This window comes from Ligilactobacillus faecis, from assembly GCF_029889745.1.
GTDB lineage: Bacteria > Bacillota > Bacilli > Lactobacillales > Lactobacillaceae > Ligilactobacillus > Ligilactobacillus faecis.
The window spans coordinates 2,098,548-2,124,766 of sequence record NZ_CP123639.1 but is presented as its reverse complement, the minus strand read 5'-3'; the positions used below and the strand labels follow the sequence as shown (position 1 = coordinate 2,124,766).

The following is a 26,219-nucleotide window of genomic DNA, read 5'->3' as shown; positions in this document are numbered from 1 at the left end:
TGTCTACGTTCTGAAACGAGTAGTTCTTTGCTACTCGTTTTTTATTAACTATAAATTAGCGTCTGTATTGAAGTTTAGTGGCGAAAGATCAGTTGCTTCGGTGATGATCGAAGCGATGACTTCTTTTGTTTTAGTCAAACCTAGTTCTTGCATAGCCACTGAGGCTTCTGTCAAAAGTAGACTGCGTTTTGCGTCGGTCACTTCTAAAGCTAACTGATCGGTTTGGCTGATCTTTTGACTAAAAAGCACTGCAAGCTCTTTTTGGAGATCAGCGATCTGTTTACTAAAGCGATGATAGTGAGGATCAACTAGTACACCTAGCAATTTATACGTCCAGTAAGCTGAGTCGCTTGAATAAGTTTGTTGGCCAACTTTATAAGCGGGATGGACATCGTTTGTTCCAGCGTAGACTGGCACGAAAATACTTTGCGCTGTGACACCCATAGCGACCCAATGCAGACCTGCGATCTCTAATGGTAGCTCAGGGCGAAGTTGTAAGAGGTGAGATTCTTGTGTCTTAGCTAAACTGATCGGTCGGAATTTATGTTTGTCTTGAGAACTACCGTTACCAACAGGATCATAAGGTGTATTTTGAAAATGAGAGCCTAAAACATATTTGAGATCGTCTAAATATAAGAGACGGTCTGCTTTTTGGATAAAAGGCAATTCTTCACTCATTGGATCTTGGGTGACGCTAGGTGTAAGATATTTTTGCCCATACCAGACGCGGGGAGTACTATAGATCTCATCAGATAATTCATGTGTTCCAAAAATATTGCGAAAATTAAAGCAAGTTGGATCTGGGTTGAGATGATTTTTGTCAACAAATTCTTGGATCCCAGTTGAGTACATAAAGTTATCGGGATCATTGAAGTCGATCTGTTGGATCGCTAATTGATTAGCCACAACAGCGTAGTGGTCATCTGGGATCCGTTGAGCGACAAAGTGGTGGCCTGAACCAGTTTCTAGGTACCAAACTTCATCGTTGTCAGCAAATAAGATCCCGTTTGTCTCACAAGTCCCATATTCTTCGATGATCTTACCTAAACGCTTGACGCCTTCACGCGCATTTTTGATATAAGGCAAGACAACAGTGACCATCGCTTCTTCACCGATGCCGTCTTTTACTAACGGATCGACACCTAAAACGCGTTCGTTAGCATAGGCGCTTTCGGTCGCGCTCATCGCAACTCCATATTCATTGATCCCATCTTCTTCAAAAAGACCAAATTCAGGTGTCCATTCAGGGGTAGCGCTATACTTGAAGCGGACATTAGGTAGGGGCATTTTAAAACCGTTGGCCCGTGAGGTGAATTCTTGTCTAGTAGTAAATTCTTCATGGGGATGGATAACCATATGTTTGGGCCACGCGCTTTTAGCATCTTCATTACGTCCGATCACGGTTGAACCATCAGCCATCGCTTTTTTACCGACTAAAATACTCGTGCAAGCAGAAAAATCAAATCCTTTATAAAGTGGCATAAAAAACTTCCTCTCTAAATTAGAAATGCTCGATAGGATAATTTTAGCATCAAAAAAGTTAAAAGTGTAAAGATCCTCTAGAACTTCTTAGTTTGGTCTGGCTAAAATTATGCTATAATCATGATATCAAAATAAAGAAGGTGAAATAAATGCCCTTAGTTCATATCGAACTGATCGAAGGTCGGAGTGAAGAACAGTTAAAGAACTTAGTTAAAGATGTTACAGCTGCCGTAGTTGAAAACACAGGTGCGCCAGCTGAACACGTGCATGTTGTTTTAAACGAGATGCAAAAGGATCGTTACGCTGTTGGTGGAACGTTAAAGAGTGATGAAAAATAACAAAAGATCGCTGACGTTTTTGCGTTAGCGATCTTTTGTTTTAAGCAAGTTTTAAATATTCTTCTAAATAGTGGGCGAGACCATCTTGTTCGTTAGTTAGCGGTGTGATGTCATTGGCTAAAGCTTTAAGTTGTTTTGTTCCATTTTGCATGACGACTCCCCACCCAGCATAATCGATCATTTCGGCGTCATTATGTTCATCACCAAAAGCTACGATATTTTTACGGTCGATCTGATACGTATCGGCTAAAAATTTAACGCCATGTGCTTTATCAACGCCTTTAGGTGAAAGTTCTAAGACTGGATTTGGGCCACCCCAGACGCCGACATTGATCTTGTCACCAAATTCATCTTCAAGTAGTGAAACAACTTTTTTCATTTGAGGACGCTTAACTAACATCGTCATTGCTGAAGGATCTTCTTTTAAGTTGATCCGATTCAAAACTTCATTTGCTTTCAATGTTACGGGGAAAAAGTCGTCGATCACGGTATTAGGAACATCGGCTAATGCCATATTTTTTCCTTCAGCTGCGATCACTTGGATCCCCAAGTGTTGTTTTTTAGCCATGATCTCAAAAGCGATATCTTTATTAAAAGTCAAAGCATACTCTTTATCCCATTGTTGATGAGGAATATGTCCAACGGCCCCATTAAAATTGATCATTGGTGATCTGAGACCTAAAAAGTCGTAGTAATTTTCAGAGATCCGATTAGGTCGGCCAGTGACGATCGAGACGATATGGCCTGCTTGGACTGCCTTTGTGAGCACTTCTTTTGTTTTTTGAGTGATCTGACTTTGATTATTCAACGTCGTACCGTCAAGGTCGATCGCGATCAATTTTTGTTCCATAAAGTTTTCATCCTCTGTGCAAAATATTATCTGATTTAAGTTATCATAAAGTTTATAAAAAAACAAGTTAGAGCGATCACGGAGAATAAGTTATTTAAAAAGCATAGCATTTAGTGATTAGGTTTTTTAAATAAAAATTGGTATAATTAACGAGAAACTCAAATTGAAAGGTGCGATGGATTTGATCGAGATCACAACAAAAGAGATCGCAGGGCTTCCTGTCTTAGAACTAGTTTCAGCCACTAAAAAGGCCGAAGCGTTACCACTTGTTATCTTCTATCATGGTTGGACTGGCTGTAAAGAAAAAGTCTTGATGGAAGGTTATGAATTGGCTAAACGTGGACTTAGAGTCGTCTCACCAGATGCTAAGTTTCATGGTCAAAGACAAGTAGGTGAAACGATCACACATCGGCAAGAATTTTGGGAGATCGTTGCAAGTTCTGTCAAAGAATTTCCTACGCTAGTCGCGTACTATCAAAAAAATATTGGTATCAAAGAAAACAAACTTGGGGTCAGCGGACTTTCAATGGGAGCGATCACGACTTGTGCACTTTTAACGGTTTATGAACAGATCACAGCAGGAGTGAGTTTGATGGGCTCGCCTTGTCCCGTCGAATTTGCACATCGCTTGATCGCTGAACTACCAGGAACCGCAGAGCTTCCAGCCGAATATATCGCTGAACAGTTGCAACAATTAGAAGTGATCGATCTTTCACGCCAGCCAGAAAAGATCGCAGGACGTCCAGTTCATTTTTGGCATGGGACAGCTGATGAGGTCGTTTTGTACGGACCAGATCATGCTTTCTATGAGCAGATCAAAGGAAAGCCTTTTGCACGAAATGTGACTTTCACAACAGCTGAAGGTCAAGGCCATAAAGTTAGTTATCAAGCTGCCGTTGAGATGGCTGAAAAATTTGCCGAATATTTCAATGTCTGAAAGGAAATCAAAAATGGAAAAACGAGCAACCGAAGTTATTAAAGAAGAGATCTTAGCTGCGCTTGAAACAGTGATCGATCCAGAACTAGGGGTCGATATCGTTAATTTAGGTCTAGTTTATGCGATCGATCTAAAAGAAGATGGAACATGTGAGGTTCAAATGACCCTTACAACGATGGGGTGCCCTTTGACAAATATTTTGGCAGATATGGTCGAAAGGGCTTTAAAAGATGTTCCCGAAGTAGAGAAAGTCGATATTCAGTTTGTCTGGGAACCAGCTTGGACGACAGAGCGAATGACAACATATGCTAAAATGGCATTGGGGATCCATTGAGCTAAATAAGCAGGAAAGGAAAATGAGTTGGGTGTTTAGCCCACGATTCAAATGGTATATAAAGTGTTCAAAAGAAAGTTCGTCTTTGTGATCTATATTGCTCTGTTAGCTTTTTTGAGCGTTTATCTTTTTTTTAAGATCCAAGAACGAGATATTATTATCCGTTTGAATAATAATAACTTGTCGCTTGATGCTTATAAGGTAACACCTAAGCAAAATTCATCTTTAGCAGCTTTTAGTGAAAAAGTCAAAAATGCAAGTGCTTTAGACGATATCCAGATCCATTATCAAAGTAAAAAAGACCCGCGGATAACATATTTTTACGGTAAAGGAGACTATGCTGTTCCTCCGATGATCTCGGGGCATTTTTTCTCAAATGCTGACTTTGATTCGGCTGTTCCTTTGCTAGTCGTTGGTAAGAATTATCAAGATAAACTTTACCAGCCTAAAGATCAAGCATATTTAAAATTAGACGGTCAGTATGTTCCTGTGCTTGGGATCATGGGAGAACAATATGCGTCTGAGTTAGATGATCAGATCTTTATTGCAGCTTCAGTAACAACGTTAAATGAACTGAATACGAGTCATTATCGGATCGTACTTGATATGACAGAACCGCTGAGTGCTAAAACACTAAAGAAACAATTAAACCTTGCAACAGCAAAAAGTTTAGTCAATAAAAACTTTATCATTTCGCATGAGTCATGGTTATCTTCGCATTTAGCGCAAGTATTAGGGCTAATGGCAGTCGTAGTTGGGGTCTTAGCGCAAATGCTTTTATGGCTGTTAGCGTCTGGCAAACGGTTTGCCGAGGCCACTTTTTTAAAGGCTGACAAAGCGCGTTTTATTTTTGATGAATGGCGTACGTATTCACTGTGGCTTTTATTAGGTCTTGGAAGTGGTACGTTATTTGGGATCTTATACTTCCAAATGACTTCATATGTGGCACTGATCAGTTATTTGCTAGGGATCGCGATCTTATGCAGTATGAGCTTTTATTTACTGATCAAGGCACGCTTAGAAAAAGAAGGAAAATGAGGACGTTAGTGTGAAATTACCAGTCGATTTTAAAGAAAAGTATACAAAATTATTAGGTGAGGAAGCGTCTGCTTTTTTTGAAAGCTTAGATGATGAAGTTCAAAAAGGCTTTCGGATCAATCCACTCAAACAAAATTATCAAGAGGTAGACGTTTCCTTGCAAGAACCAGTTGCTTACGTTAAGACTGGTTATGTTGGTGCTGTCAGTGGTAAGACTTTGGAACATCAAGCGGGGTATGTCTATAGTCAAGACTTGAGCGCGATGTATGTAGGAGAGGTCGTAGCTGCTCGACCCGGAGAAAAGATCTTGGACCTTTGTGCAGCCCCAGGAGGAAAATCGACGCATATTGCTGAAAGTATGGCTAATGAAGGTTTGTTAGTCGCAAATGAGATCAGTAAAAAGCGGGCTTTGATCTTGGCCGAAAACATTGAACGAACGGGGGCTAAAAACGTGATCGTAGTCAATGAAGAGCCACAAACGCTAGCAAAAGAGCTACCAGAATATTTCGATAAAGTCGTAGTCGATGCACCGTGTTCTGGTGAAGGGATGTTTCGGAAAGATCCACATGCGATCAGTTATTGGCATAAAGATTATCCTGCTCAATGTGCAGTCCGCCAAAAAGAGATCTTGGTCGAAGCCTTGAAAATGCTAGGCGTTGGAGGCGAATTGATCTATTCGACTTGTACATTTGCTCCTGAAGAAGATGAACAGATCATCGCCTGGCTTTTAGAGAACTATCCGTATTTAAAAATTGTTCCATTAAAGCATTATGCAGGGATGGATCAAGGTGTTCCAGCTTTTGGGAATGGTGCTGAAGAATTAACTGGAACAGTTCGATTAATGCCACATCATTTTAAGGGTGAAGGGCATTTTATCGCTAAATTAAAAGATATGCGACCTAAAAAAGCTACTGAGCTCAAAAAGAAAAAAAAGCGAAAACAAAAGGGGACTTTGACAAAAGAACAAGAGCAGTTGTGGCAAGATTTTGCCCAAAACTTCTTTAAAGAAACACCTTTTTCATTAGACCAATTGCGATGCTATGGGGAATATCTTTATTTTTATGCTCCAAGTTGGCCTGATATCTCGCGGTTACGTTTTATGCGGCCAGGATTATTGCTAGGCGTTTTTAAAAAGAAGCGTTTTGAACCAAGTTATACGTTAGCTCTTAGTTTAAGGCAAGATGAAGTCAAAAATGTTTTAGCAGTGACTAAAAAACAGTGGCAAGATTATGTTGCTGGCAATACAGTCCAGCTTGATAAAAAAGACTTGAAAAATGGGTGGTATCTCTTAGTTTGTGAAGGAAAACCATTTGCGTTTGGAAAGTTAGTCGATAAGACAGTCAAAAACTTTTTCCCAAAGGGTCTCCGCTTTTACAACTAAAAGTTAGACTAAAACGTGGCCATCAAATAAATAATTATGATACTAAAAAGCGCTAAGGAGCACCTAAAAAAGTGGAGCTCCCTAGTGCTTTTTGTTACTTTGAGACTTTTTAGAGGTAGTCAGCTTTTAATTTAGCGATGACACGGTCAGTAAAGGCATCATCGAATTTTTGACTGATAAAATATCCAACAAAATATGGCGAGACTATAAAACGTGGAACGATCTTACAAAATAGGCGGTCATTTAATTTGTAGAAGAAGAGATTGTATGCTTCGCATTGACCATCATTGTAGTCTTTTAAGATAAAAGAAACAACTTTTTTGATGAGGTCTGCCGCTGTAAGCAGTGTCTCTTCGGTAAAGCTAACGTTGAACTCTAAGAAACCCATGATCGGATGGTCTGAAATGTTTAAGTAAACTCCAGCTCGTTTTGTAACGATTTGCCCAGTAAAATAAGCTGGTGCGATCTCGCGATAACCGTCAGCTTCCAACAGACCAACGATCTGCATATGCGGGTGTGATAAAGAACCACCAGATAACTTACCGTAATTTTTATAAAGTAAGACGCTTTTATATTTAGGGTCACTGTAAAATGTTTTCCATTTTTGGATCGCATAAGTGAAGATCATTTCCCACTCAGTTTTTGTGTAATTAGAAATATTGCCGTCATGCTTACTTGATTCGATCAAGACGAACTGATCGGTCTGTTTAAGGGTTGGATATTTATTCTTTAAAAAGATCATGTCACCTTGTTGGTCGTAAATATCAGTCAAATGTGCGACATCGCAAAATGGACAGCTAGTCGCTTTTTTACCAGCCACTCGTTTAGTTTTTCCGATACTGCGATCAAAGGTCAAAAGACTATTTGTTTCCATTTAAAATATCCCCTAACTCTAGACGAATGATACACCATTATAACACATATTTCATGCTTAAATTTAGCTAAGAGCGTATAATTTTCTTGGAAACTAAAATGGTGTTTGTAAATATTTTCCTAAAAATTTGTTTTTTTGTGCAAAATATTGTAACATATCTGTAATAATTAGATATTTTGAAAGGTGAGCGATGTTGTAAAAAAATCAAAAACCACAATAAATAAATGAAGCAAAGGGGTTGAAGCAGATAAAGATCAAATTCAAGATCTTTATCTATTTATGATGAAGTACAAAAGTAAATTAGCGATCTGTGCTGTGGTAGCTGGAATTGCTTTAGTATGTGGCGGATATTTTATTTATCAACAACAAACGCATTTTAACAAAAATATTCAAATAAATGGGGTCAATGTCGGTGGCTTGACTGCTAAAGAAGCGCGCGCTAAAGTAGCTAAAACAAAAGTTGAAAAAAAAGTCTACTTAAATGGGAAGTTGTTCTATACAGCTGAGCCTAAAACTTCTGAAATAACAGCAAAAGATCAAACAAAATTTGAAGCAACTTTGAAAAAACAAGCAACATTTTTACCAAATTCTGAACAAAAGAATTATACGATCGTTCCAGCTGATCTAGTTGGAAAAAAAGATGCAACTTTGCAAGATGCAGTTACAAATAAATTAACAGCAGAAAATAAGACGAGAACTGCACCAGTCGATGCTTATGCGATCTTAGAGGGGGGCAAAGTCAGAGTCCAAAAAGAGGTCAAGGGTGATCAGTACGATATCGCAGCCTTAATAAAGGAATTAAATCAAAAAGAGAGTGCAGATAAGATCTATTTAACTGCTAAGTACCTTCGACCAGTCAAAGCTACGAGTCAGACAGTCAAGACACAAGAACAAAAGTTAAAAGAACTAGTTGATAAAAAAGTCACCTATACAGTTCAAAAAACGAACTACGAGTTGACGACAAGTGACATATTGACAACAGCGCGGTATCAAAACGGTAAATATGAGTTTGATACACAAGCTTTAAAAAATAAGATCGTTGAGATCAATCAAAAACAAGCAACTTTGAATAAAGCATTTAATTTTAAGACAAGTGAAGGTAATATGATCAGCGTTCCTGATGGTTCTTATGGTTGGGCGATCAGTGCAACTAAAGCAGAAAAAACGTTAACTGAGGCGTTGACAGGTGACAAGACCAAAGTCGATGCTAAAGGTGATATTTATGGAACTGGTTATGATACGCGGGGGACTGGTTACGATATTACAGATAATAACGGGATCGGCAACACTTATGTTGAAGTTTCGATCGAAAAACAACATCTTTGGGCTTATAAAAACGGTCAGCAAGTCGCTTCGATCGATGTTGTCACTGGAACTCAAAGTACGCATAACGATACGCCTAAGGGTGTCTACTATATAATGTATAAACAGACAAAAACAACTTTACGTGGCTCTAGAGCAGATGGCTCAGCCTATGCAAGTCCGGTTGAATACTGGGCTCCTTTTACCCTTGATGGTTGTGGGTTCCATGATGCTGATTGGCGGACGAATTGGTCTAATACAGCCTATATTAAAGAAGGATCGCTTGGATGTGTCAATATGAAACCAAGTGAGGCTGGGAACGTCTTTAATAACTTAGAGCAAAGTGAACCAGTAGTTATTTACTGATAAATTTCTACAAAGATCCTCGATCGCATGGATAGGGGATCTTTTTTAATGTCGCAAGTAAGCTAAAATTTTGAAAGTTATTATCAGGAAGTGTTATAGTGTATGTGTAGTTAAAAGAAAACGTTTTAGGAGGATCTTTTTATGAAGTATGCAGAAACAAAAAATGTTTTGAATCAACTTGTAGCTGATCTAAGTCAGATGTCGATGGTGATCCACCAGACACATTGGTATATGCGTGGAACGAACTTCTTGAAGCTTCATCCCTTGATGGATGAGTTCATGGATGAGATCAATGCTCAGCTCGATGTGATCTCAGAACGTTTGATCGCACTTGATGGCGCACCATATTCGACCTTGACAGAAATGGCGGAGCATACAGGGATCAAAGATGAACCTGGGACATATGAAAAGAGTACCCCAGAACGTTTAGCTGGTCTATTAGTCGGTTATCGTTATCTAGCTGCACTTTATCAAAAAGGGATCGAAGTCAGCGATCAAGAAAAAGATTACAGTACCCAAGATATCTTTATTGGTTTTAAGACTGCGATCGAAAAGAAGATCTGGATGATCAGTGCTGAATTAGACCAAGCACCAGAGATCGATCGATGATCTAAAAAGGCTTCCTTTTGTATAAAAGGAAGTTTTTTGGTTTTTATAGTTGTTTTAAGTTCAAGGATATGCTATGATGTGATAGTTGAGAAAAAAAGCAGAGGCTCCCGCTTCTCGCCTAAGGGATATATCAGTCCCGGGGCAGAATTATGAATGTAATTCCGATAAAAACGGATCTGTGCGGGGACTTTGTAACTTCAAAATCCCCGCATTTTTTCTGCATTTTCTCTGAATTTTTTTGGAGGTGAAACGCCATAGCAGTTGATAAAATGGTAAACGAAGGCATTCGCGCACGTGAGTTACGCTTGATTGCTGATGATGGTTCCCAGTTGGGGGTCAAATCTAAGCAAGAAGCTTTGAAGTTGGCAGAACAAGCTAACTTAGACCTTGTTTTGGTAGCACCTAAAGCAAAACCACCTGTTGCCAAGATCATGGATTATGGGAAGTATCGTTTTGAGTTGCAGAAGAAACAGCGTGAAGCTCGTAAAAAGCAAAAAGTGATCAACGTTAAAGAAGTTCGTTTAAGTCCAACGATCGATACTAATGATTTCAACACAAAGGTCAAGAATGCGCGTAAGTTCTTAGCCAAAGGTGATAAAGTCAAAGTCTCGATCCGCTTTAAGGGTCGTGCGATCACTCATAAAGAGATCGGACGCGAAGTTCTCGATAGATTTGCTGATGAAACAAGTGATGTTGCCACAGTTGAATCTAAAGCAAAAATGGATGGACGCAGCATGTTCTTGATGCTTGCGCCTAAAGCCGAAAAATAGGCTGATAGTTTATTTAGGAGGAGTACAGTATTATGCCAAAACAAAAAACACACCGCGCATCAGCAAAACGCTTTAAGCGTACAGGAAATGGTGGTTTAAAGCGTGCTCACGCTTTCACATCTCACCGTTTCCACGGCAAGACGAAGAAACAACGTCGTCAATTGCGTAAACCAGCAATGGTATCTGCTTCAGATATGAAGCGTATCAAGCAAATGCTTTCTCAAATGAAATAATTATTGAGATTCTATTACTCGGTGCAATATAACATTATTGCAAAAACGTGCTTGCAGCAAAGACCAGTGGGTGTTTTGTTTCAACGTACAGATCAGTTTTTGAGTCCCGCACATACGTCGGGCAAAGTTTAAGGAGGAATTAACCATGCCACGTGTTAAAGGTGGAACAGTTACGCGTCAACGCCGTAAAAAAATGATCAAATTAGCTAAAGGATACCGCGGCTCAAAGCATATCCAATTTAAAGTAGCTAAGCAACAAGTTATGAAGTCTTACCAATACGCATTCCGCGATCGTCGTAAGACAAAATCAAACTTCCGTAAATTATGGATTGCTCGTATCAACGCAGCAGCTCGCATGAACGATATCAGCTACAGCAAGTTGATGCACGGTTTGAAATTAGCTAACATCGATGTTAACCGTAAGATGTTGGCTGAACTTGCAGTCAGCGATGCAGCTGCATTTACAGCTATCGTTGAAGAAGCTAAGAAAGCTTTGGCAAAATAATTTGTCATTCATTTAGTTAAAAGGCTGAGACATAGATTTGTCTCGGCTTTTTCTTTTAGTAAAGAAATTTTTGCGAAAGCATAGCTAACTAGCATATAATAATATTTAGTAAAAAAGTTCTTTGTGTCTCAAAATTAAAGGGACAAAACAAAAACTTTTGCTCGTTAAAATCAAGAAAGGAAAAGCTATATCTTTAAAAAAAGCAAGAGCAGATATAGTAGAAAGAGAATTGCTCAATAGATTTAGACCAACATGGATGGTCGAGTCGATCTATGATCTATCACCTGAACAATTAAAAAAACAGGGGATCAAAGTAGTTTTGACCGATCTTGACAATACTTTGATCGCTTGGGATAACCCAAGTGGGACGCCACAACTCCATGAGTGGCTAAAAGAAATGAGAAAAGCCAAGATCCCAGTTGTTGTTGTTTCAAACAATAAACATGAGCGGATCAAAAAAGCTTTGGATGAACTTTCATTGCCATTTATCGCCCGGGCTTTAAAGCCATTGACGCGAGGGATAAATGTTGCACTCAAACGCTATCACGTTAAGCGTTCTGAAGTCGTATTAGTTGGTGATCAGTTGATGACCGATGTTTTGGCAGCAAATAATGCGCAGATCAAAAGCATCTTAGTTCGGCCACTAGTTGATTCTGATGCTTGGAATACTAAGATCAATCGTTTTTTTGAACGCTTAGTCAAAAAACGTTTAGTCAAGACTAACAGATTAAGTACAAAATGGGGGCATAAGCTAGATGACTGAAACAAATGAAGAATTGTACTGTATCGGTTGTGGAGCTAAGATCCAATCTGATGATAAAAATGAACCAGGCTACACACCTAAAGCAGCTTTGCAAAAAGGGCTCGAGACGGGTGAATTATATTGTCAACGTTGTTTTAGATTACGACATTATAATGAAGTCGCCGATGTTTCTTTGACAGATGATGATTTCTTACGTCTTTTGAATCAATTAGGACAGGCTGATGCTTTGATCGTTAATGTTGTTGATATTTTTGATTTCAATGGCTCACTTATCCCAGGACTTCACCGGTTCGTAGGTGATAATCCAGTTCTTCTAGTTGGTAATAAAGAAGATCTTTTACCTCATTCACTCAAACGCTCTAAGATCAAAGATTGGATGCGCCAAGAGGCTAATAAGCAAGGGCTTCGTCCAGTCGAAGTAGCTTTAACAAGTGCTAAACGTGGTAAAGATCTGGAAGAGTTATTGGCCTTGATCGATGAATATCGGGCTGGGCGCGATGTTTATGTCGTTGGCGTGACAAATGTCGGAAAATCAACGTTGATCAACAAGATCATCGACAACTCAACAGGAGTCAAAGATGTGATCACGACTTCCCGTTTTCCAGGGACAACACTTGATAAGATCGAGATCCCATTGGGAGATGGGCACTTTTTGATCGATACGCCAGGGATCATTCACCGTCATCAAATGGCGCATTATTTGTCACCAAAAGAATTAAGGTTGGCAACACCGCAAAAAGAGATCAAACCAAAAGTTTATCAATTAAATGAAGGACAAACTCTGTTCTTTGGAGCTTTAGCACGCTTTGATTATATTTCTGGTGGAAAACAAGGTGTCGTAGTCTATGTAGATAATAATTTAATGATCCATCGAACGAAGACAGAAAAGGCTAGTGCCTTTTATGAAAAACATGCAGGAGAACTTTTACAGCCACCGACTAAGGCAGAAATGAAAGATTTCCCTAAACTTGTCCGTTTTGAGTTCAAAACAACAGAAAAGAGCGATCTTGTTTTTGCAGGTTTAGGCTGGGTCACTGTCAAAGCTAATAGTGTCGTCGCTGGTTGGGCCCCTGAAGGAGTCGCTGTGATCTTAAGAAGAGCAATGATTTAAGAGGAAAAAGAGAATGCAACAACTTAAAGGAAAACAAAAACGTTATTTACGCTCCCAAGCACACGGGATGCGTCCATTATTTCAAGTCGGTAAAGAAGGATTGAGTGCAAATTGGTTAGCCCAGATCGAAGATGCGATCGAAAAACGTGAACTTTTTAAGATCAACATCTTACAAAATGCACTCGTTGAAGATGAAGAAGTGGTCGCTTTTATTGAAGATAATACTGCGATCCAAGTCGTCCAAAAGATCGGACATGTTTTAGTCGTTTATAAGCGTGCTACTAAAAAAGAGAATCGTTCCTATTCAAATGAGGTCGCTAAATTATAAGGGGTGGTCAAAGTTGATCAAGACAGATGGACCCTTGACGCAAGTTGAGGTGCAGCCTTTGACTGAGCTACCGAAGAAAAAAGTTGGTCTGATGGGGGGGACTTTTAATCCACCACATTTAGGTCATTTGATCATCGCTAAAGAAGTCAAAGAACAACTTGGATTAGATGAAGTTTGGTTCATGCCAGATAATTTACCACCACACATCGATAAAAAAGATGCGCTTGAAGCCAAATATCGGGTCAAGATGGTCGCGTTAAGCATTAAAGACGAGCCTGACTTCAAGTTAGAAGAGCTTGAGATCAAGCGAGGTGGTGTCAGCTATACGTATGACACGATCCTAGAGTTAAGAGCAATGTATCCAGAGATCGAGTTTTATTTTATCATTGGGGGCGATATGGTCGCTTATCTTCCAAAATGGTATCGGATCGATGAATTGGTCAAATTAGTCCAATTTGTCAGTGTTGAACGCAAAGGATATCCAAAGCAAAGTGACTATCCTTTGATCTGGGTCGATGTTTTGCGGATCGATCTGAGTTCTTCTTTGATCCGTGAAAAAATTAGACAAGATCGATCGATCAAGTATCTCGTCACGCGTGAAGTTGAAGAATATATCAAGCAAGAAGGGTTATATCGTGACAAAAAAGATTGAGTATCAAAAACATTATTATCCAGGCACACGCCAACAACTTTTAGAAAAAGTCAAAGCTAGCGTTAGTGAAAAGCGGTTTGCTCATATTTTAGGAGTCGAACAAGCAGCCTTAACATTAGCTGAAAAAAATGGTGTTGACCTAGAACAAGCAAGTGTAGCAGCTTTAGTTCATGACTATGCAAAAGAGCGCAGTGCGGCTGAATTTAAAGCTGTTATCGTACAAAAGGGGCTTGATCCCGAACTGCTTTTATGGAATAACTTTATTTGGCATGGGGTTGTTGGGGCTCAGATCATCAAAGACGAGTTGCAGATCACCGATGAAGCGATCTTAGAAGCCGTGCGCAGACATACTGTCGGTGCACCAGAAATGACTTTATTAGAACAGGTTTTATATGTTGCTGATTATATCGAAGCTGGTCGTGACTTTCCAGGGGTCAACAAGGCGCGTGAGCTTGCTTTTGAGAACTTAACACAGGCCGTCAGTTACGAGACTAAGCATACATTGCTCCATTTGATGCAACAAGAAAAAACGATCTATCCAGCAGCGATCTTGACTTATAATGCCTATGTGGCTAAGTAAAAAGATCTGACGATAAAAAATTGAGAGGTACTATATGGAAAGTAAAGAATTATTAGAATTAGTTGTTAAAGCCGCTGATAGTAAGCGGGCAGAAGATATCGTAGCCCTTGATGTACAAAATGTCAGCTTATTAGCTGACTATTTTGTGATCATGCAAGGTGGTTCAGAGCGCCAAGTCAAAGCGATCACAGAAGCGATCGTGGAAAAAGTACATGAAGCCAAAGAAGAAGTCAAAAGTGTTGAAGGCAAAGACGGTGCCAATTGGATCTTGCTTGATCTAGGTGATGTCATCGTGCATGTTTTCAAAGAAGAAACACGTCAATTTTATAATTTAGAAAAGCTTTGGTCAGAAGCACCATTAGTTGACTTAAGTGCTTGGGTCAAAGAATAAGATGATCTATTCAAGTTTTGCTAAGCTCTACGATGAGCTGATGGATGAAACGATGTATGAAAAGTGGTTTGACTTTGCTACCCATGAATTAAAGCCAAATGTTAGTCCTGTCCTAGAACTTGCATGTGGAGCTGGGCGTTTAGCTGTTATGTTAGCTCAAAGTGGCTATGAGATCGTTGGTGTTGATCTGTCTGAAGAGATGCTCTCTTTAGCAGAAATGCATGCTCGCGAGGCTCAGTGTGAGATCCCATTTATTCAGGCTGATATGTTAGATCTTGCTGAATTACCTAAGTTTGGAGCCGTAACTTGTTTTGCAGATTCTTTTTGCTATTTAAAAGATGAAGCTCAAATGCTCCAAGCTTTTACCGAAGTAAATCAGCACTTGCAAACTGGCGGGCGTTTTATCTTTGATGTGATCACACCATACCAAACAGACGAAGTTTATCCTGGTTATATGTATAATTATACTGATGAGACCCAGGCGTTTGTCTGGTCCAGTTTTGCTGATGAAGCACCACATAGTGCAGTTCATGAATTAACGTTTTTTATTTATGAACCAACCCGTGATAGCTATCGCCGGGTCAGCGAGCTTCATCATGAGCGCACATATCCGCTAGCAACGTATCAGCGTTTGTTGCGTCAAGCTGGGTTCAAGCAGATCCAAGTCAGTGCTGATTTTGGGAAGAGTCGACCTACTGAAAAAACGACACGCTGGTTTTTTAGCTGTCAAAAATAGGAAAAGGAAGCGAGATTAAGATGCAAGTAGCGGGGATCATTGCTGAATATAATCCATTTCATAATGGCCATTTATATCAGATCAAACAAGTCAAACGCGCTTTACCAAACGTTCCGCTTGTGATCGCAATGAGTGGAAATTTTTTGCAACGTGGCGAACCTGCTTGTTTAGATAAATGGACACGAGCTAACCAAGCACTTCAAAACGGAGCAGATGTTGTAGTAGAGCTACCAGTTGCTGCTTGTGTTCAACCAGCTGATCGCTTTGCTAGAAGTGGAGTCCGCAGTTTAGCAGCACTTGGCGTAACGGATCTCTTTTTTGGAGCTGAACATGCCGAGTATGATTTTATGACATATGCCAAATTAGTCAAAGAAGCACATGGTGATTTTAAAAAATATGATGAATCTTACGCGGCTTCATTTCAACGGGCGATCACAACAAAGATCGGACATGAAGTTTCACAACCAAACGATCTATTAGGGTTAGCGTATGCTAAGGCTAATTTAGCTTTTGACAGTCCGTTGACATTTCATCCGATCCAAAGAAAACAAGCTGGTTACCATGAAGTGACCTTAGGGAAAGGAACGATCGCCAGTGCTTCTGCGATCAGAAAGAACTATACTCAAGGAGAAAATAAGCTTGCACAGTATATTCCAGCGCAAACTTTTAACGATTTAAGGCAAAAAGAACTCTTATCTTGGGATGATTTCTTCCCTTATTTGAAGTATAAGTTGCTTTCAAGTTCAGTTGCAGAATTGCAGACTATCTATGGAATGGCAGAAGGTATCGAATATCGTTTGAAAGATCAGATGGAGCGCCTTACAGATCAAGCTGATTTTGAAACATGGTTAAAAGCTGTCAAAACCAAGCGCTTTACGTATACGCGTCTTTCTCGTTTAGCTTGTGCGATCTTATTAGAAATGAAAACAGCCGAAGTTTTAGCGTATGAAAAAGTTCCGTACTTGCGACTACTTGGTTTTACACCGACTGGGCAAAATATTTTGAATAAAGCTAAAAAAAGTAATCCTCATCCACTTGTAACTAAAGTTTCACAAGATGATAAAAATAATTTTTTTGCCCTTGACTATCGAGCAGGTAAGATCTATCAGTTGAAAAATAAAACTGAACAAGACTTGAAAAGAGCGCCAATACGCATTTTCTGATCAGGTGTCAAGGAAAAAGCATTGACAAAGCTTTTTAAGACAGGTATAATCAATTTTGTTGCATTAGGAGGAATATAGCATGAAGTGGTCGCTAAATGAATTACGTCAAACAGTTGACGAGCCCTTGCGTTTTAAAGAAGTTTTAGACCTTAAAGCTGATCTGATGAAACGCCGACCAGATATTTTAGATGTTTCTGATGTATTAGTTGAAGGCTTGTTTTCTGTTGATGAACTCGGTGTTTTAGGTTATTTGAAGATCAAGACGACAGTCGTTTTGCCATCGACTCGTTCGCTTGAACCAGCGACGATCGCTCTTGATTTTGATTTGACTGAACATTATGTCAGTTTTCATGAACGTGATCTCTCACGCTTTGAAGATACAGATGTTGTGATCATTTTAGAAAATGATATCTTAGATCTAAAGAGTGTGGTCGAAGATAATATTTTGTTACAAATTCCGATGCAGGTTTTGACTGAAGCTGAGCGCAAAGCAGATGCGAGTTTACCGACTGGTTCTGATTGGAGCGTCATCAGTGAAGGTCAGCTAAAGAAATTACAAAAAGATAAAGACGGGATCGACCCACGCTTTGCAAAACTAAAAGATTTTTTTGAAAAATCAGAATGATAGTTGCAAAAGTGGCCAATAACCAGTACAATTCTTTTTGTTGGAGATTCTTAAAATTTTAAAGGAGGTGTTTCTCGATGGCTGTACCAGCACGTAAAACATCTAAAACACGTAAAAGATTACGTCGTACACACTACAAATTGTCAGTCCCTGGCATGAGCGCATGCCCTAACTGTGGTGAATTAAGAAAATCACACCACGTATGCCCAGCTTGTGGTTTTTACGGTGACAAAGAAGTTGTGAAAACAAAATAATTTTATATAAAAACGAATAGGGACCATGGCCCTAGCTGTTTTTATCACTGAAGCACGCCCAAACTTTAACGTTCTGGGGTGTTTCTTTTTTTTAAATACAATTCTTGCTTATTTGTTAAAGATCTATGATAGAATGAAACATGAATTACTTTACGGGGGTCAATCAGATGGACGTACATAATGTCGAATTAACGATCAGTGCAGTTAGGCCAGAACAGTATCCTGAGCAAGGTTATCCTGAGATCGCACTTTCTGGACGCTCAAATGTGGGCAAATCTTCTTTGATCAATACTTTGATCAATCGAAAAAATTATGCGCGCACGTCAAGTCAACCGGGAAAAACGCAAACACTTAATTTTTATAATATCGAAGATGAGTTATATTTTGTTGACGTTCCTGGATATGGCTATGCTAAAGTATCTAAGAAAGATCGTGAAAAATGGGGTAAGATGATCGAAACTTACTTTGAAACACGCAAACCACTGCGCGGGGTGATCTCACTTGTCGACGCACGACATGAACCAACAGAACTGGATAAACAGATGATCGAATTTTTACATTACTATGAGCTCCCGATCTTAGTCGTGGGGACAAAAGTCGATAAGATCGCACGTGGCAAGTGGAATAAAAGCGAAAGCACGATCAGACGCAAGCTAGATCTGCATAAAGAAGATCAACTGATTTTATTTTCCGCAGTGACAAAACAAGGTAAAGAAAAGATCTGGGATTGGATCGAACAACATACAGATTAGGGGGCAAGCTCGAATGGAGTTTAATGAATATCAAGTAGCGGCTAACCGCACATTATATGGTAACGAACAAGTTTTGACAAACTGTGCCTTAGGTCTAGCAGGCGAAAGTGGACAATTGATCGATTTGGTCAAAGATTATACGTTCAAAGGTAAAGATCTTGACCGAGATAAATTGATCGATGAAATGGGTGATGTTTTATGGTATCTTTCTCAGATCGCACAGTGGGCAGATATTCCTTTTGATGAAGTGGCAGAAAAAAATATCGAAACGCTCAATCAGCGTTATCCCAATGGTTTTACACCAAATGCATAAAAACTAGCCAAGACTTGGTCACTAAGTAAAAAGCAAATAACTATCGATACTAAAAAACGCTAGGAAGTAAACTTTTTTAAAAGTACTTCTTAGCGTTTTTGCGATTTTTCCAGTCGCTGTTATTTTTTCTTTGTTTTATCTTCTTTCTTAGGATCACGACTCTCTTTTTCTTCATCTTTGCTCTTTTTTTGGGGTTCGATCGCAAATTTATTGAAGAGATCTTCTAAACTATTTTGTTGGTTGACTTTTAAGCCCATGTAAAAAACTCCTTTAGCTCGATTTGTCTCTAGAATAACAGGTCGCGTACTTTTTTTCAAATGAATAAATGTTTAATTTATGTATAAAAATAAATTTTATTGTGATTTTATTGCATAAATAATCTTATGGGGGTATAATACCAATAAATCAAAAAATAAAAGGGGTTTTAAAGTGATGAATAAAGCTAAAAAAATGCTATTACTAGTCGTCATGTTGTTAGCTGTTTTCGTACCACTCTTACCGACCCAGATCCACGCTGATCAAACTGATGCTTCATTAGAGCAGATCAAAAAAAGCGGGAAATTAGTGGTTGGAACAAGTGCTGATTATCCACCGTATGAATTTACCGTCAAAGAAGGCGATAAGACAAAATACGTGGGGATCGATATTGAGATCGCTAAAAAGCTAGCCAAAGACTTAGGTGTCAAACTTGAGATCAAAAATATGGCTTTTGATTCTTTATTGGTCGCGTTAGAAACGCACAAGATCGATGCAATTATCTCTGCGATGAATCCAACGCCAGAACGAAAAGCAAGCGTTGATTTTTCAGATGTTTACTATACTGGTAAGCAATATATGTTGATCAATAAAAAAGATGTGACAAAATATAGAAAATTAGCAGATTTTAAAGGTCAACCGATCGGAGCTCAGACAGGTTCATTACAGTACAGTTTAGTTAAAGAACAATTGCCTGGTTCAGAGATCAAAGGTCTTTCAAAATTAAATAACTTAGTGATCGCGCTTCAATCAGGTAAAGTAACTGGGGTGGCGATGGAAGAACCAACAGCTAAAGCTTACGCAGCTAATAATAGTCAAGTTGTCGCGATCGATCCAGGTTTTGTGAGCGATACGAGCCAAACTGGTTCAGCGATCGCCTTTGCTAAAAATTCACCAGCGTTAGTAGCAGCAGCCAACAAAACGTTGGATCAGATCAAAGCTGAGAACTTGATCGATACTAAATACGTACCTGAAGCCGCTAAATATATGGAGACTTCAACTAAAAACAATACGGTTTTAAGTTATTGGACTTATTTTGCTAAAGGGATCGAATATACTTTGATCATCACAGTCGCAGCTGTTTTCTTCGGGTTTATTTTAGGGATCTTACTTTCATTGATGCGTCTTTCAAATAGTAAGGTGATGCATAGTTTAGCTGTTTGCTATATTGAATTTGTCAGAGGGACACCTTTGATGGTCCAAGTGATGTTTGTTTACTTTGGGATCGGTGCTTTGATCCAATCGCTTCCAGCGCTTATAGCTGGGATCATTGCAACTTCTTTGAACTCGGCAGCTTATATCGCTGAAGTTATTCGTTCAGGGATCGAATCGATCCCCGTTGGGCAAACTGAGGCAGCTAGATCGCTTGGAATGGACCAAAAAGATACTTACCGTTATGTGATCATCCCACAAGCGCTTAAAAATATTTGGCCGGCTCTAGGAAATGAGTTTGTGACATTGATCAAAGAAAGCTCGATCGTTTCGATCATCGGGGTCGGTGATCTGATGTATCAGACCCAATTAGTTCAATCCTCAACTTATAAAGGGGTCTTACCGCTTTTTGTTGCAATGGTGATCTACTTTGTCATGACCTTTAGTCTCTCGAAGCTACTTAACGTCTTTGAAAGGAAGTTGAACCATGGATAATATGATCGAGATCAAAAACTTGCAGAAAAAATATGGTGAAAATGAAGTTTTAAAAGATATCACGGAAACAGTCAAGAAAGGGCAAGTGATCTGTGTGATCGGCCCATCTGGTTCAGGAAAGAGTACTTTTTTACGCTGTTTAAATGTTTTAGAACGACCAACAGCTGGGAAAATTTTATTTGAAGGTAAAGATCTGACAGATATCTCAGAAAAAGAACTGAATGTTTTACGCGAAAAAATGGGAATGGTCTTTCAAGGGTTCAATCTCTTTCCTAATATGAGTGTGCTTGAAAATATCAAATTAGCCCCGATGAAAGTAAAAAACGTGCCAGAAGCGCAAGCTAAAAAACGTGGTGAAGAGCTTTTGGAAAAAGTGGGATTGTTGGATAAAGCAGACCAATATCCAGAGAGCCTTTCAGGAGGACAAAAACAACGGGTCGCGATCGCACGGGCGTTAGCGATGGATCCAGAAGTGATCTTGTTTGACGAACCGACTTCAGCGCTTGATCCAGAAATGGTCGGAGAAGTTTTAAAGGTTATGCAAGATCTAGCTGATTCAGGAATGACGATGGTCGTTGTTACCCATGAAATGGGCTTTGCCCGTGAAGTGGCTGATGAAGTTTGGTTTATGGCTGATGGATATGTTCAAGAGATCGGGACGCCAGAAGAGATCTTTGAACATCCTAAAACTGAACGGGCTAAAGATTTTTTAGCCAAGGTTTTATAGAAAAAAACGTTTGTCTATTCCAGGCAAACGTTTCAGAATGTAGACTAAGTCATCAGAGTATGTGCTCTGGTGACTTTTTTTTGTATAATTAAAGAAAACGGTTACGGAGGTGCTCATTATGCTTCACAAAAGTGATCCCAATCTCAAACGCTGTGAATATGCTCGTACTTCTCTAGATGATTTGGTCCCAAAAGATCATTTACTCCGTAAAATTGATCAAATTATTGATTTCTCTTTTATTTATGATCTTGTCGAAGATTCCTATTGTAAAAATAATGGTCGTCCTAGTCTTGACCCTGTACTACTCATAAAGATTCCTTTGATCCAAAATCTATTTGGTATTCGTTCTATGCGTCAAACGATCAAAGAAATTCAAGTTAATGTCGCTTATCGATGGTTTCTAGGACTAGGTTTAAATGATCCTGTTCCTCATTTCTCTACCTACGGTAAAAATTATAAAAGAAGATTTGCTGAAAGCCATGTAATAGAAGCTATTTTTGCTCATATTTTGAAACTCTGTTTAGAAAATGATCTTATCGACACAACTGATATCTTTATTGATGGAACTCATTTGAAAGCTGCTGCTAACAGCCGTAAATATACTACTGAAGTTATTGAAACTAAGTCAAAATTTATGAGTGAAGATCTCGAAAAAGAAATAAATGTAGATAGAGCTAAACATCAAAAGAAACCCTTAAAAGAAGAAAAACCTAAAAAAAAACTAGACAAGTAAAAATATCTAAAACTGATCCTGATAGTGGATGGTTTCATAAGGGTGAACACAAACAGGTTTTTGCCTATAACGTTCAAGCTGCCTGTGATAAAAATGGGTGGCTCTTAGCTTATGTGGTCGGTGCGGGAAATATCCATGATACGCAACTTTTTCCTGAAATATTTGAAAAAGTACGGAAGTACGACCCACAATATATTATCGCTGATTCTGGCTATAAAACACCCACGATCGCACACTTTTTACTATCTCAAGGCATAATTCCCATTCTTCCTTATAAACGCCCAAGGGGCAAAGTTGGTACGCTTAGACCCAAAGATTTTGTTTATGATGAATATTATGATTGTTATTTATGTCCTGGCGATCAAATCTTAATGTACTCCACAACTAATCGAAGTGGTTATCGTGAATATAAAAGTGATCCTACAATCTGTGAAAAATGTCCTTTACTGCACAAATGTACACAAAGTAAAAATCATCAAAGAGTTATCGCTCGTCATGTTTGGCAAGATAGTATGGAAAAATGTGAGGATATCAGGCATCAAACTGGCTCAAAATTAAAGTATGAAGCGCGAAAGGAGACGATCGAAAGAAATTTTGGTTCGGCAAAAGAATATCACAACTTGAGATACGCCCGAGAAGTAGGAATTGATAAAATTCTAGCTAAAGTTGGGTTGATATTTGCGTGCCTAAATCTAAAAAAATTGGTAAAAATACTGGGGAAAAACCCTGTTATATTCGTATATTTCAAAGTATATAGTTATAAAAATACATAAAAAAACAAACTCTATCCGATTTGAATAGAGTTTGTCTACGTTCTGAAACGTTTGTCTATTCCAGGCAAACGTTTTTTTTCATGAGTAGCTCAGTATTTTGCGGTATAATCAAGTTAGGATATTTTAGAGGAAGGGATACGCACGTGGCTTCAGAACATATCGAAAAAAAATTGAAACTTCTACCAGATCTTCCCGGTTGCTATTTGATGAAAGATATCAATAGTAAGATCATCTATGTTGGTAAAGCTAAAAACTTGAAAAATCGAGTGCGCTCTTATTTCAAGAGTTCACATGAAGGTAAGACAGCAAAGCTTGTTTCTGAGATCTATGACTTTGAAACGATCGTAACATCGACTGACAAAGAAGCGTTCTTACTTGAGATCACTTTGATCCAAAAACATAAGCCTCATTATAATATCAAATTAAAACGGGGGACTGGGTATCCATATATCAAGATCACAAATGAAAAAGATCCTGTGTTAAAGATCGAAAGTCAAGTCAAAAAAGATGGGGGCTATTATTTTGGCCCGTATCCCAATGTTTATGCAGCCCAAGAGACACTGCAACTTTTACAAAAAGTTTATCCGTTGAGGCGGTGTCACGGTTATCAAAAACGACCATGTCTTTATTATCATATGGGACAGTGCTTAGGTGCTTGTTTCAAAGAAGTACCTCCAGAAGAATATGCTAAAAATATCAAAAAGATCAAATCATTTTTAAATGGAAATGTAAAAGGGATCAAAAAAGAGCTCACGCATAAAATGCAACAAGCAGCAGAAAATATGGAGTATGAACGAGCGGGTGAATTACGAGATCAGATCCGTTACGTTGAGATGACAGTTGAGCGACAAAAGATCATTTCAAATGATAATACGCCACGTGATCTCTTTAGTTTTTACATGGATAAAGGCTGGATCTCGATCCAAGTCTTCTTTATCCGCCAAGCACGCTTGATCAAGCGCGAGAAGCGGCTTTTCCCATGTATCGATACGCCTGAAGCAGAATTAGCTTCGTTTATTCTTCAATTTTATAACCAAAAAAATCGGCTGTTACCAAAAGAGATCTTAGTTCCGGCTAAATTAGATAAAGAGATCTTAAGTGAGATCTTAGGAGTCCCGATCAAAACACCAAAACGTGGCCCTAAAAAAGAATTGCTGGAATTGGCTACTAAAAATGCACAACTTATCTTAGAAGAAAAATTCCGTTTACTCGAATTAGATGATCGGAAAACAACCGGAGCGATGAAAGAGCTCACAGATGCGTTAGGCTTGCCTTTGGGACATCGGATCGAAGCTTTTGATCATTCTCACATCCAAGGTAGTGATCTTGTTTCGGCGATGGTCTGTTTTATCGATGGACGTCCAGAAAAAAAGGAATACCGCAAATATAAATTGCAAACCGTCGATCATGCCGATGAAGCAGCAAGCACGCGTGAAGTTATTTATCGTCGTTATAGTCGTTTAGCAAAAGAAAACCGACCTTTACCCGATCTGATCTTGATGGATGGGGGCGAGATCCAAGTTGAAGCAGCTAAAGATGTTTTAGAAAATCAATTGGGGTTAGCGATCCCAGTTGCTGGGATGGTCAAAAATGATCACCATAAGACGGCTGATCTTTTGCGCGCAGATGGGCATAAGCTTGGTTTAGATCCTAAAAGTGAAGGCTTTTATCTTTTACAGCGGATCCAAGATGAAGTCCATCGTTTTGCGATCGCGTTTCACCGCCAAGTGCGCTCGAAAAATTCGCTATCTTCGCGTTTGGAACGGATCCCAGGTGTCGGACCTAAGACGCGGATCAAGCTTTTGCGCCAATATGGTTCATTAAAGAAAGTTGCACAAGCTAGTTTAGAAGAACTGCAGGCTCTAGGTATCTCTAAAAAAGTTGCTCAAACGATCAAATTGAGTTTGAATCCAACGGAAAAAGACTCAAAGAATAAAAATAAAATGTAATGAATAAATATTTTGACCAAGTCTAAAAAAACTGTTATATTGAAGCTTAGTGCTATTATTATAGCTGACGATGGTGATCTGAAAATAAGATTTTTATGTAGAAGCTAGATTTAGAAGGGTGAAAAAAATGTTTGTAGATCAGGTTAAGATTCAAGTTAAAGCCGGCAAAGGGGGCGACGGGGCTGTTGCTTTCCGTCGTGAGAAATATGTGCCTAACGGTGGACCTGCTGGTGGTGATGGTGGTAAAGGAGGTAGCGTGATCTTAAAAGTTGATGAAGGCCTGCGAACTTTGATGGATTTTCGTTATCATCGGACTTTTAAAGCTATGCCTGGACAAAATGGAATGACAAAAGGCATGTATGGTCGTGGAGCAAAAGACCTCTATATCTCAGTTCCAGAAGGTACGACAGTTACTGATGATGAAACTGGTGAAGTTTTAGGCGATCTTATCAAAGATGGAGATGAATTAGTTGTAGCTAAAGGTGGTCGCGGTGGTCGTGGTAATATCCACTTTGCTTCAGCTAAAAATCCAGCCCCTGAGATCGCTGAAAATGGTGAACCAGGGATCGAAAGGACATTACGTCTAGAGTTAAAGGTTTTGGCTGATGTTGGTTTAGTTGGTTTTCCATCTGTCGGAAAATCAACATTACTTTCTGTTGTTACAAGTGCTAAGCCGAAGATCGCTGATTACCACTTTACAACGCTTGTGCCAAATCTAGGTATGGTCCGTTTAGATAGTGGCAAAGATTTTGTGATGGCTGATCTACCAGGTTTGATCGAAGGTGCTTCCCAAGGTGTTGGCTTAGGGATCCAATTTTTGCGCCATGTTGAACGTACACGTGTGATCTTGCATTTGATCGATATGTCTGGGACAGAAGGTCGTGATCCTTTTGAAGATTACCAAAAGATCAATGCTGAATTAGCTGAATACGATCCAGATCTGCTGAAGCGACCACAGATCATTGTTGCTTCTAAAATGGATATGCCTGAAGCGGCAGATAATTTAGCCCGTTTTGCTGAAAAATTGGAAGCAGACACAACTTTACCAAAACGACCTGAGATCCTAGCGATCTCTTCTGTAACGCATCAAGGCTTAGAAGAATTGCTACAAAAAACGGCTAAGCTATTAGAAGAGACCCCAGCCTTTGAAACTGTAGCAGCTAAGAAGATGAATGAAGCTAAAGTTTATGAGTTTGAAGAGCCAGAAGAAAAAGCCTTTGGGATCACACGTGATCCAGATACGACTTGGGTCTTGTCGGGTGCTAAATTAGAGAAGTTATTCAAGATGACAAACTTAGATCATGAAGAAAGTATGATGCGCTTTGCTCGTCAATTGCGTGGTATGGGCGTCGATGATGCTTTACGAGCTAAAGGAGCTCAAAATGGTGATCTAGTGCGGATCGGTAGCTTTACGTTTGAATTTGTAGAGTAGTAACTAATTGCAATGA

General features: G+C 39.2%; 30 protein-coding genes, 1 pseudogene and 1 other annotated feature. Of the genes and pseudogenes, 27 read left to right on the top strand and 4 right to left on the bottom strand.

From position 1 onward, the window contains the following. Nucleotides 1–48 precede the first annotated feature (48 nt). Nucleotides 49–1,482 carry a C69 family dipeptidase gene (locus QFX10_RS09700; RefSeq protein WP_280606018.1) on the bottom strand — a complete coding sequence of 478 codons (1,434 nt, stop codon included), beginning with the start codon at nucleotides 1,480–1,482 and terminating at the stop codon, nucleotides 49–51. 149 nt (nucleotides 1,483–1,631) lie between these two features. Here QFX10_RS09700 and thmT point away from each other — a divergent pair, with 149 nt between their 5' ends. Further along, on the top strand, nucleotides 1,632–1,820 hold the full coding sequence (gene thmT, locus QFX10_RS09695; protein WP_280606017.1) for a 2-hydroxymuconate tautomerase: 189 nt from the start codon (nucleotides 1,632–1,634) through the stop codon (nucleotides 1,818–1,820). Nucleotides 1,821–1,860: 40 nt separating this feature from the next. Here the strand turns inward: thmT and QFX10_RS09690 are convergent, their stop codons facing one another. Further along, nucleotides 1,861–2,670 carry a Cof-type HAD-IIB family hydrolase gene (locus tag QFX10_RS09690; protein WP_280606016.1) on the bottom strand — a complete coding sequence of 270 codons (810 nt, stop codon included), beginning with the start codon at nucleotides 2,668–2,670 and terminating at the stop codon, nucleotides 1,861–1,863. 181 nt (nucleotides 2,671–2,851) lie between these two features. On the opposite strand from QFX10_RS09690, the gene QFX10_RS09685 reads away from it, so the two are divergent. From QFX10_RS09685 to QFX10_RS09670, 4 genes are all read left to right on the top strand, one after another. Continuing rightward, nucleotides 2,852–3,607 (top strand): acyl-CoA thioester hydrolase/BAAT C-terminal domain-containing protein, encoded by a 756-nt coding sequence (locus QFX10_RS09685; RefSeq protein ID WP_280607279.1) that lies wholly within the window; start codon nucleotides 2,852–2,854, stop codon nucleotides 3,605–3,607. A gap of 13 nt (nucleotides 3,608–3,620) precedes the next feature. Beyond that, a complete protein-coding gene (locus QFX10_RS09680) occupies nucleotides 3,621–3,941 on the top strand; it encodes a metal-sulfur cluster assembly factor (RefSeq protein WP_280606015.1) in 321 nt (106 codons plus the stop codon). Between the two features lie 63 nt (nucleotides 3,942–4,004). Further along, entirely contained in the window at nucleotides 4,005–4,979 is a 975-nt protein-coding gene (locus QFX10_RS09675; protein ID WP_280606014.1) for a hypothetical protein, read from the top strand. Between the two features lie 10 nt (nucleotides 4,980–4,989). Continuing rightward, entirely contained in the window at nucleotides 4,990–6,360 is a 1,371-nt protein-coding gene (locus QFX10_RS09670) for an RsmB/NOP family class I SAM-dependent RNA methyltransferase (RefSeq protein WP_280606013.1), read from the top strand. A gap of 109 nt (nucleotides 6,361–6,469) precedes the next feature. Here QFX10_RS09670 and QFX10_RS09665 read toward each other — a convergent pair whose 3' ends face one another. Next, nucleotides 6,470–7,234 carry a DUF4931 domain-containing protein gene (locus tag QFX10_RS09665; RefSeq protein ID WP_280606012.1) on the bottom strand — a complete coding sequence of 255 codons (765 nt, stop codon included), beginning with the start codon at nucleotides 7,232–7,234 and terminating at the stop codon, nucleotides 6,470–6,472. 279 nt (nucleotides 7,235–7,513) lie between these two features. On the opposite strand from QFX10_RS09665, the gene QFX10_RS09660 reads away from it, so the two are divergent. From QFX10_RS09660 to QFX10_RS09580, 17 genes are all read left to right on the top strand, one after another. Beyond that, nucleotides 7,514–8,902, top strand: coding sequence for a L,D-transpeptidase family protein (locus QFX10_RS09660; protein WP_367617604.1), 1,389 nt, complete (start codon nucleotides 7,514–7,516; stop codon nucleotides 8,900–8,902). Between the two features lie 141 nt (nucleotides 8,903–9,043). After that, on the top strand, nucleotides 9,044–9,511 hold the full coding sequence (locus tag QFX10_RS09655) for a Dps family protein (RefSeq protein WP_280606011.1): 468 nt from the start codon (nucleotides 9,044–9,046) through the stop codon (nucleotides 9,509–9,511). A gap of 89 nt (nucleotides 9,512–9,600) precedes the next feature. Beyond that, nucleotides 9,601–9,735, top strand: a sequence feature (ribosomal protein L20 leader region). 45 nt (nucleotides 9,736–9,780) lie between these two features. After that, nucleotides 9,781–10,281, top strand: coding sequence for a translation initiation factor IF-3 (gene infC / locus QFX10_RS09650; protein WP_280606010.1), 501 nt, complete (start codon nucleotides 9,781–9,783; stop codon nucleotides 10,279–10,281). Nucleotides 10,282–10,313: 32 nt separating this feature from the next. Next, nucleotides 10,314–10,514 carry a 50S ribosomal protein L35 gene (gene rpmI, locus QFX10_RS09645; protein ID WP_004047272.1) on the top strand — a complete coding sequence of 67 codons (201 nt, stop codon included), beginning with the start codon at nucleotides 10,314–10,316 and terminating at the stop codon, nucleotides 10,512–10,514. A gap of 145 nt (nucleotides 10,515–10,659) precedes the next feature. After that, nucleotides 10,660–11,019: a 50S ribosomal protein L20 gene (rplT, locus tag QFX10_RS09640; protein ID WP_280606008.1), complete on the top strand. Its 360-nt coding sequence runs from the start codon at nucleotides 10,660–10,662 to the stop codon at nucleotides 11,017–11,019. 214 nt (nucleotides 11,020–11,233) lie between these two features. Beyond that, nucleotides 11,234–11,782 (top strand): YqeG family HAD IIIA-type phosphatase, encoded by a 549-nt coding sequence (locus QFX10_RS09635; RefSeq protein WP_280607277.1) that lies wholly within the window; start codon nucleotides 11,234–11,236, stop codon nucleotides 11,780–11,782. Then, nucleotides 11,775–12,893 (top strand): ribosome biogenesis GTPase YqeH, encoded by a 1,119-nt coding sequence (gene yqeH / locus QFX10_RS09630; RefSeq protein ID WP_280606007.1) that lies wholly within the window; start codon nucleotides 11,775–11,777, stop codon nucleotides 12,891–12,893. Before QFX10_RS09635 ends, yqeH begins: the two co-directional genes overlap by 8 nt. A 13-nt stretch (nucleotides 12,894–12,906) precedes the next feature. After that, a complete protein-coding gene (gene yhbY / locus QFX10_RS09625) occupies nucleotides 12,907–13,221 on the top strand; it encodes a ribosome assembly RNA-binding protein YhbY (protein WP_280606006.1) in 315 nt (104 codons plus the stop codon). Nucleotides 13,222–13,234: 13 nt separating this feature from the next. Continuing rightward, entirely contained in the window at nucleotides 13,235–13,873 is a 639-nt protein-coding gene (locus QFX10_RS09620) for a nicotinate-nucleotide adenylyltransferase (protein WP_280606005.1), read from the top strand. Continuing rightward, a complete protein-coding gene (gene yqeK / locus QFX10_RS09615) occupies nucleotides 13,857–14,453 on the top strand; it encodes a bis(5'-nucleosyl)-tetraphosphatase (symmetrical) YqeK (RefSeq protein ID WP_280606004.1) in 597 nt (198 codons plus the stop codon). Before QFX10_RS09620 ends, yqeK begins: the two co-directional genes overlap by 17 nt. 34 nt (nucleotides 14,454–14,487) lie before the next feature. Next, nucleotides 14,488–14,844, top strand: coding sequence for a ribosome silencing factor (rsfS, locus tag QFX10_RS09610; RefSeq protein WP_280606003.1), 357 nt, complete (start codon nucleotides 14,488–14,490; stop codon nucleotides 14,842–14,844). 1 nt (nucleotide 14,845) lies between these two features. Further along, a complete protein-coding gene (locus tag QFX10_RS09605) occupies nucleotides 14,846–15,580 on the top strand; it encodes a class I SAM-dependent DNA methyltransferase (RefSeq protein WP_280606002.1) in 735 nt (244 codons plus the stop codon). A 20-nt stretch (nucleotides 15,581–15,600) separates the two neighbouring features. Beyond that, a complete protein-coding gene (locus QFX10_RS09600) occupies nucleotides 15,601–16,743 on the top strand; it encodes a nucleotidyltransferase (RefSeq protein ID WP_280606001.1) in 1,143 nt (380 codons plus the stop codon). A gap of 79 nt (nucleotides 16,744–16,822) precedes the next feature. Continuing rightward, the gene (locus QFX10_RS09595; RefSeq protein ID WP_280606000.1) at nucleotides 16,823–17,368 is read left to right on the top strand and encodes a YceD family protein; all 546 of its coding nucleotides are present in this window, start codon (nucleotides 16,823–16,825) and stop codon (nucleotides 17,366–17,368) included. Nucleotides 17,369–17,445: 77 nt separating this feature from the next. Continuing rightward, the gene (gene rpmF / locus QFX10_RS09590; RefSeq protein WP_004047302.1) at nucleotides 17,446–17,622 is read left to right on the top strand and encodes a 50S ribosomal protein L32; all 177 of its coding nucleotides are present in this window, start codon (nucleotides 17,446–17,448) and stop codon (nucleotides 17,620–17,622) included. Nucleotides 17,623–17,789: 167 nt separating this feature from the next. After that, complete coding sequence (gene yihA, locus QFX10_RS09585; RefSeq protein ID WP_280605999.1) at nucleotides 17,790–18,374, top strand: ribosome biogenesis GTP-binding protein YihA/YsxC; 585 nt, start codon at nucleotides 17,790–17,792, stop codon at nucleotides 18,372–18,374. Nucleotides 18,375–18,387: 13 nt separating this feature from the next. Next, on the top strand, nucleotides 18,388–18,687 hold the full coding sequence (locus tag QFX10_RS09580) for a nucleoside triphosphate pyrophosphohydrolase family protein (protein ID WP_280605998.1): 300 nt from the start codon (nucleotides 18,388–18,390) through the stop codon (nucleotides 18,685–18,687). A 119-nt stretch (nucleotides 18,688–18,806) separates the two neighbouring features. Here the strand turns inward: QFX10_RS09580 and QFX10_RS09575 are convergent, their stop codons facing one another. Continuing rightward, entirely contained in the window at nucleotides 18,807–18,944 is a 138-nt protein-coding gene (locus tag QFX10_RS09575; protein ID WP_280605997.1) for an SPJ_0845 family protein, read from the bottom strand. 175 nt (nucleotides 18,945–19,119) lie between these two features. Between QFX10_RS09575 and QFX10_RS09570 the strand changes: the two genes are divergently transcribed. The 5 genes and pseudogenes from QFX10_RS09570 to obgE all read left to right on the top strand — a co-directional run bounded on the left by QFX10_RS09570 (nucleotide 19,120) and on the right by obgE (nucleotide 26,203). Beyond that, complete coding sequence (locus QFX10_RS09570) at nucleotides 19,120–20,589, top strand: ABC transporter substrate-binding protein/permease (RefSeq protein ID WP_280605996.1); 1,470 nt, start codon at nucleotides 19,120–19,122, stop codon at nucleotides 20,587–20,589. Beyond that, nucleotides 20,582–21,316 (top strand): amino acid ABC transporter ATP-binding protein, encoded by a 735-nt coding sequence (locus QFX10_RS09565; protein ID WP_280605995.1) that lies wholly within the window; start codon nucleotides 20,582–20,584, stop codon nucleotides 21,314–21,316. Before QFX10_RS09570 ends, QFX10_RS09565 begins: the two co-directional genes overlap by 8 nt. A gap of 118 nt (nucleotides 21,317–21,434) precedes the next feature. Next, nucleotides 21,435–22,850, top strand: a pseudogene (locus QFX10_RS09560) (IS1182 family transposase). Nucleotides 22,851–22,965: 115 nt separating this feature from the next. Beyond that, complete coding sequence (gene uvrC, locus QFX10_RS09555; RefSeq protein ID WP_280607276.1) at nucleotides 22,966–24,771, top strand: excinuclease ABC subunit UvrC; 1,806 nt, start codon at nucleotides 22,966–22,968, stop codon at nucleotides 24,769–24,771. A 127-nt stretch (nucleotides 24,772–24,898) separates the two neighbouring features. Continuing rightward, nucleotides 24,899–26,203 carry a GTPase ObgE gene (gene obgE, locus QFX10_RS09550; RefSeq protein ID WP_280605994.1) on the top strand — a complete coding sequence of 435 codons (1,305 nt, stop codon included), beginning with the start codon at nucleotides 24,899–24,901 and terminating at the stop codon, nucleotides 26,201–26,203. Nucleotides 26,204–26,219 lie beyond the last annotated feature (16 nt).

What these genes read in the sequence shown, in the direction of transcription:
- obgE (WP_280605994.1), top strand. Translation starts at nt 24,899, where the DNA reads ATGTTTGTAGATCAGGTTAAGATTCAAGTTAAAGCCGGCAAAGGGGGC.
- QFX10_RS09690 (WP_280606016.1), bottom strand. Translation starts at nt 2,670, where the DNA reads ATGGAACAAAAATTGATCGCGATCGACCTTGACGGTACGACGTTGAAT.
- yqeH (WP_280606007.1), top strand. Translation starts at nt 11,775, where the DNA reads ATGACTGAAACAAATGAAGAATTGTACTGTATCGGTTGTGGAGCTAAG.
- QFX10_RS09580 (WP_280605998.1), top strand. Translation starts at nt 18,388, where the DNA reads ATGGAGTTTAATGAATATCAAGTAGCGGCTAACCGCACATTATATGGT.
- QFX10_RS09665 (WP_280606012.1), bottom strand. Translation starts at nt 7,234, where the DNA reads ATGGAAACAAATAGTCTTTTGACCTTTGATCGCAGTATCGGAAAAACT.
- QFX10_RS09575 (WP_280605997.1), bottom strand. Translation starts at nt 18,944, where the DNA reads ATGGGCTTAAAAGTCAACCAACAAAATAGTTTAGAAGATCTCTTCAAT.
- QFX10_RS09700 (WP_280606018.1), bottom strand. Translation starts at nt 1,482, where the DNA reads ATGCCACTTTATAAAGGATTTGATTTTTCTGCTTGCACGAGTATTTTA.
- yhbY (WP_280606006.1), top strand. Translation starts at nt 12,907, where the DNA reads ATGCAACAACTTAAAGGAAAACAAAAACGTTATTTACGCTCCCAAGCA.
- yihA (WP_280605999.1), top strand. Translation starts at nt 17,790, where the DNA reads ATGGACGTACATAATGTCGAATTAACGATCAGTGCAGTTAGGCCAGAA.
- QFX10_RS09660 (WP_367617604.1), top strand. Translation starts at nt 7,514, where the DNA reads ATGATGAAGTACAAAAGTAAATTAGCGATCTGTGCTGTGGTAGCTGGA.
- rpmI (WP_004047272.1), top strand. Translation starts at nt 10,314, where the DNA reads ATGCCAAAACAAAAAACACACCGCGCATCAGCAAAACGCTTTAAGCGT.
- rplT (WP_280606008.1), top strand. Translation starts at nt 10,660, where the DNA reads ATGCCACGTGTTAAAGGTGGAACAGTTACGCGTCAACGCCGTAAAAAA.
- QFX10_RS09655 (WP_280606011.1), top strand. Translation starts at nt 9,044, where the DNA reads ATGAAGTATGCAGAAACAAAAAATGTTTTGAATCAACTTGTAGCTGAT.
- QFX10_RS09595 (WP_280606000.1), top strand. Translation starts at nt 16,823, where the DNA reads ATGAAGTGGTCGCTAAATGAATTACGTCAAACAGTTGACGAGCCCTTG.
- QFX10_RS09600 (WP_280606001.1), top strand. Translation starts at nt 15,601, where the DNA reads ATGCAAGTAGCGGGGATCATTGCTGAATATAATCCATTTCATAATGGC.
- rsfS (WP_280606003.1), top strand. Translation starts at nt 14,488, where the DNA reads ATGGAAAGTAAAGAATTATTAGAATTAGTTGTTAAAGCCGCTGATAGT.
- infC (WP_280606010.1), top strand. Translation starts at nt 9,781, where the DNA reads ATGGTAAACGAAGGCATTCGCGCACGTGAGTTACGCTTGATTGCTGAT.
- QFX10_RS09605 (WP_280606002.1), top strand. Translation starts at nt 14,846, where the DNA reads ATGATCTATTCAAGTTTTGCTAAGCTCTACGATGAGCTGATGGATGAA.
- QFX10_RS09565 (WP_280605995.1), top strand. Translation starts at nt 20,582, where the DNA reads ATGGATAATATGATCGAGATCAAAAACTTGCAGAAAAAATATGGTGAA.
- QFX10_RS09680 (WP_280606015.1), top strand. Translation starts at nt 3,621, where the DNA reads ATGGAAAAACGAGCAACCGAAGTTATTAAAGAAGAGATCTTAGCTGCG.
- rpmF (WP_004047302.1), top strand. Translation starts at nt 17,446, where the DNA reads ATGGCTGTACCAGCACGTAAAACATCTAAAACACGTAAAAGATTACGT.
- QFX10_RS09570 (WP_280605996.1), top strand. Translation starts at nt 19,120, where the DNA reads ATGAATAAAGCTAAAAAAATGCTATTACTAGTCGTCATGTTGTTAGCT.
- thmT (WP_280606017.1), top strand. Translation starts at nt 1,632, where the DNA reads ATGCCCTTAGTTCATATCGAACTGATCGAAGGTCGGAGTGAAGAACAG.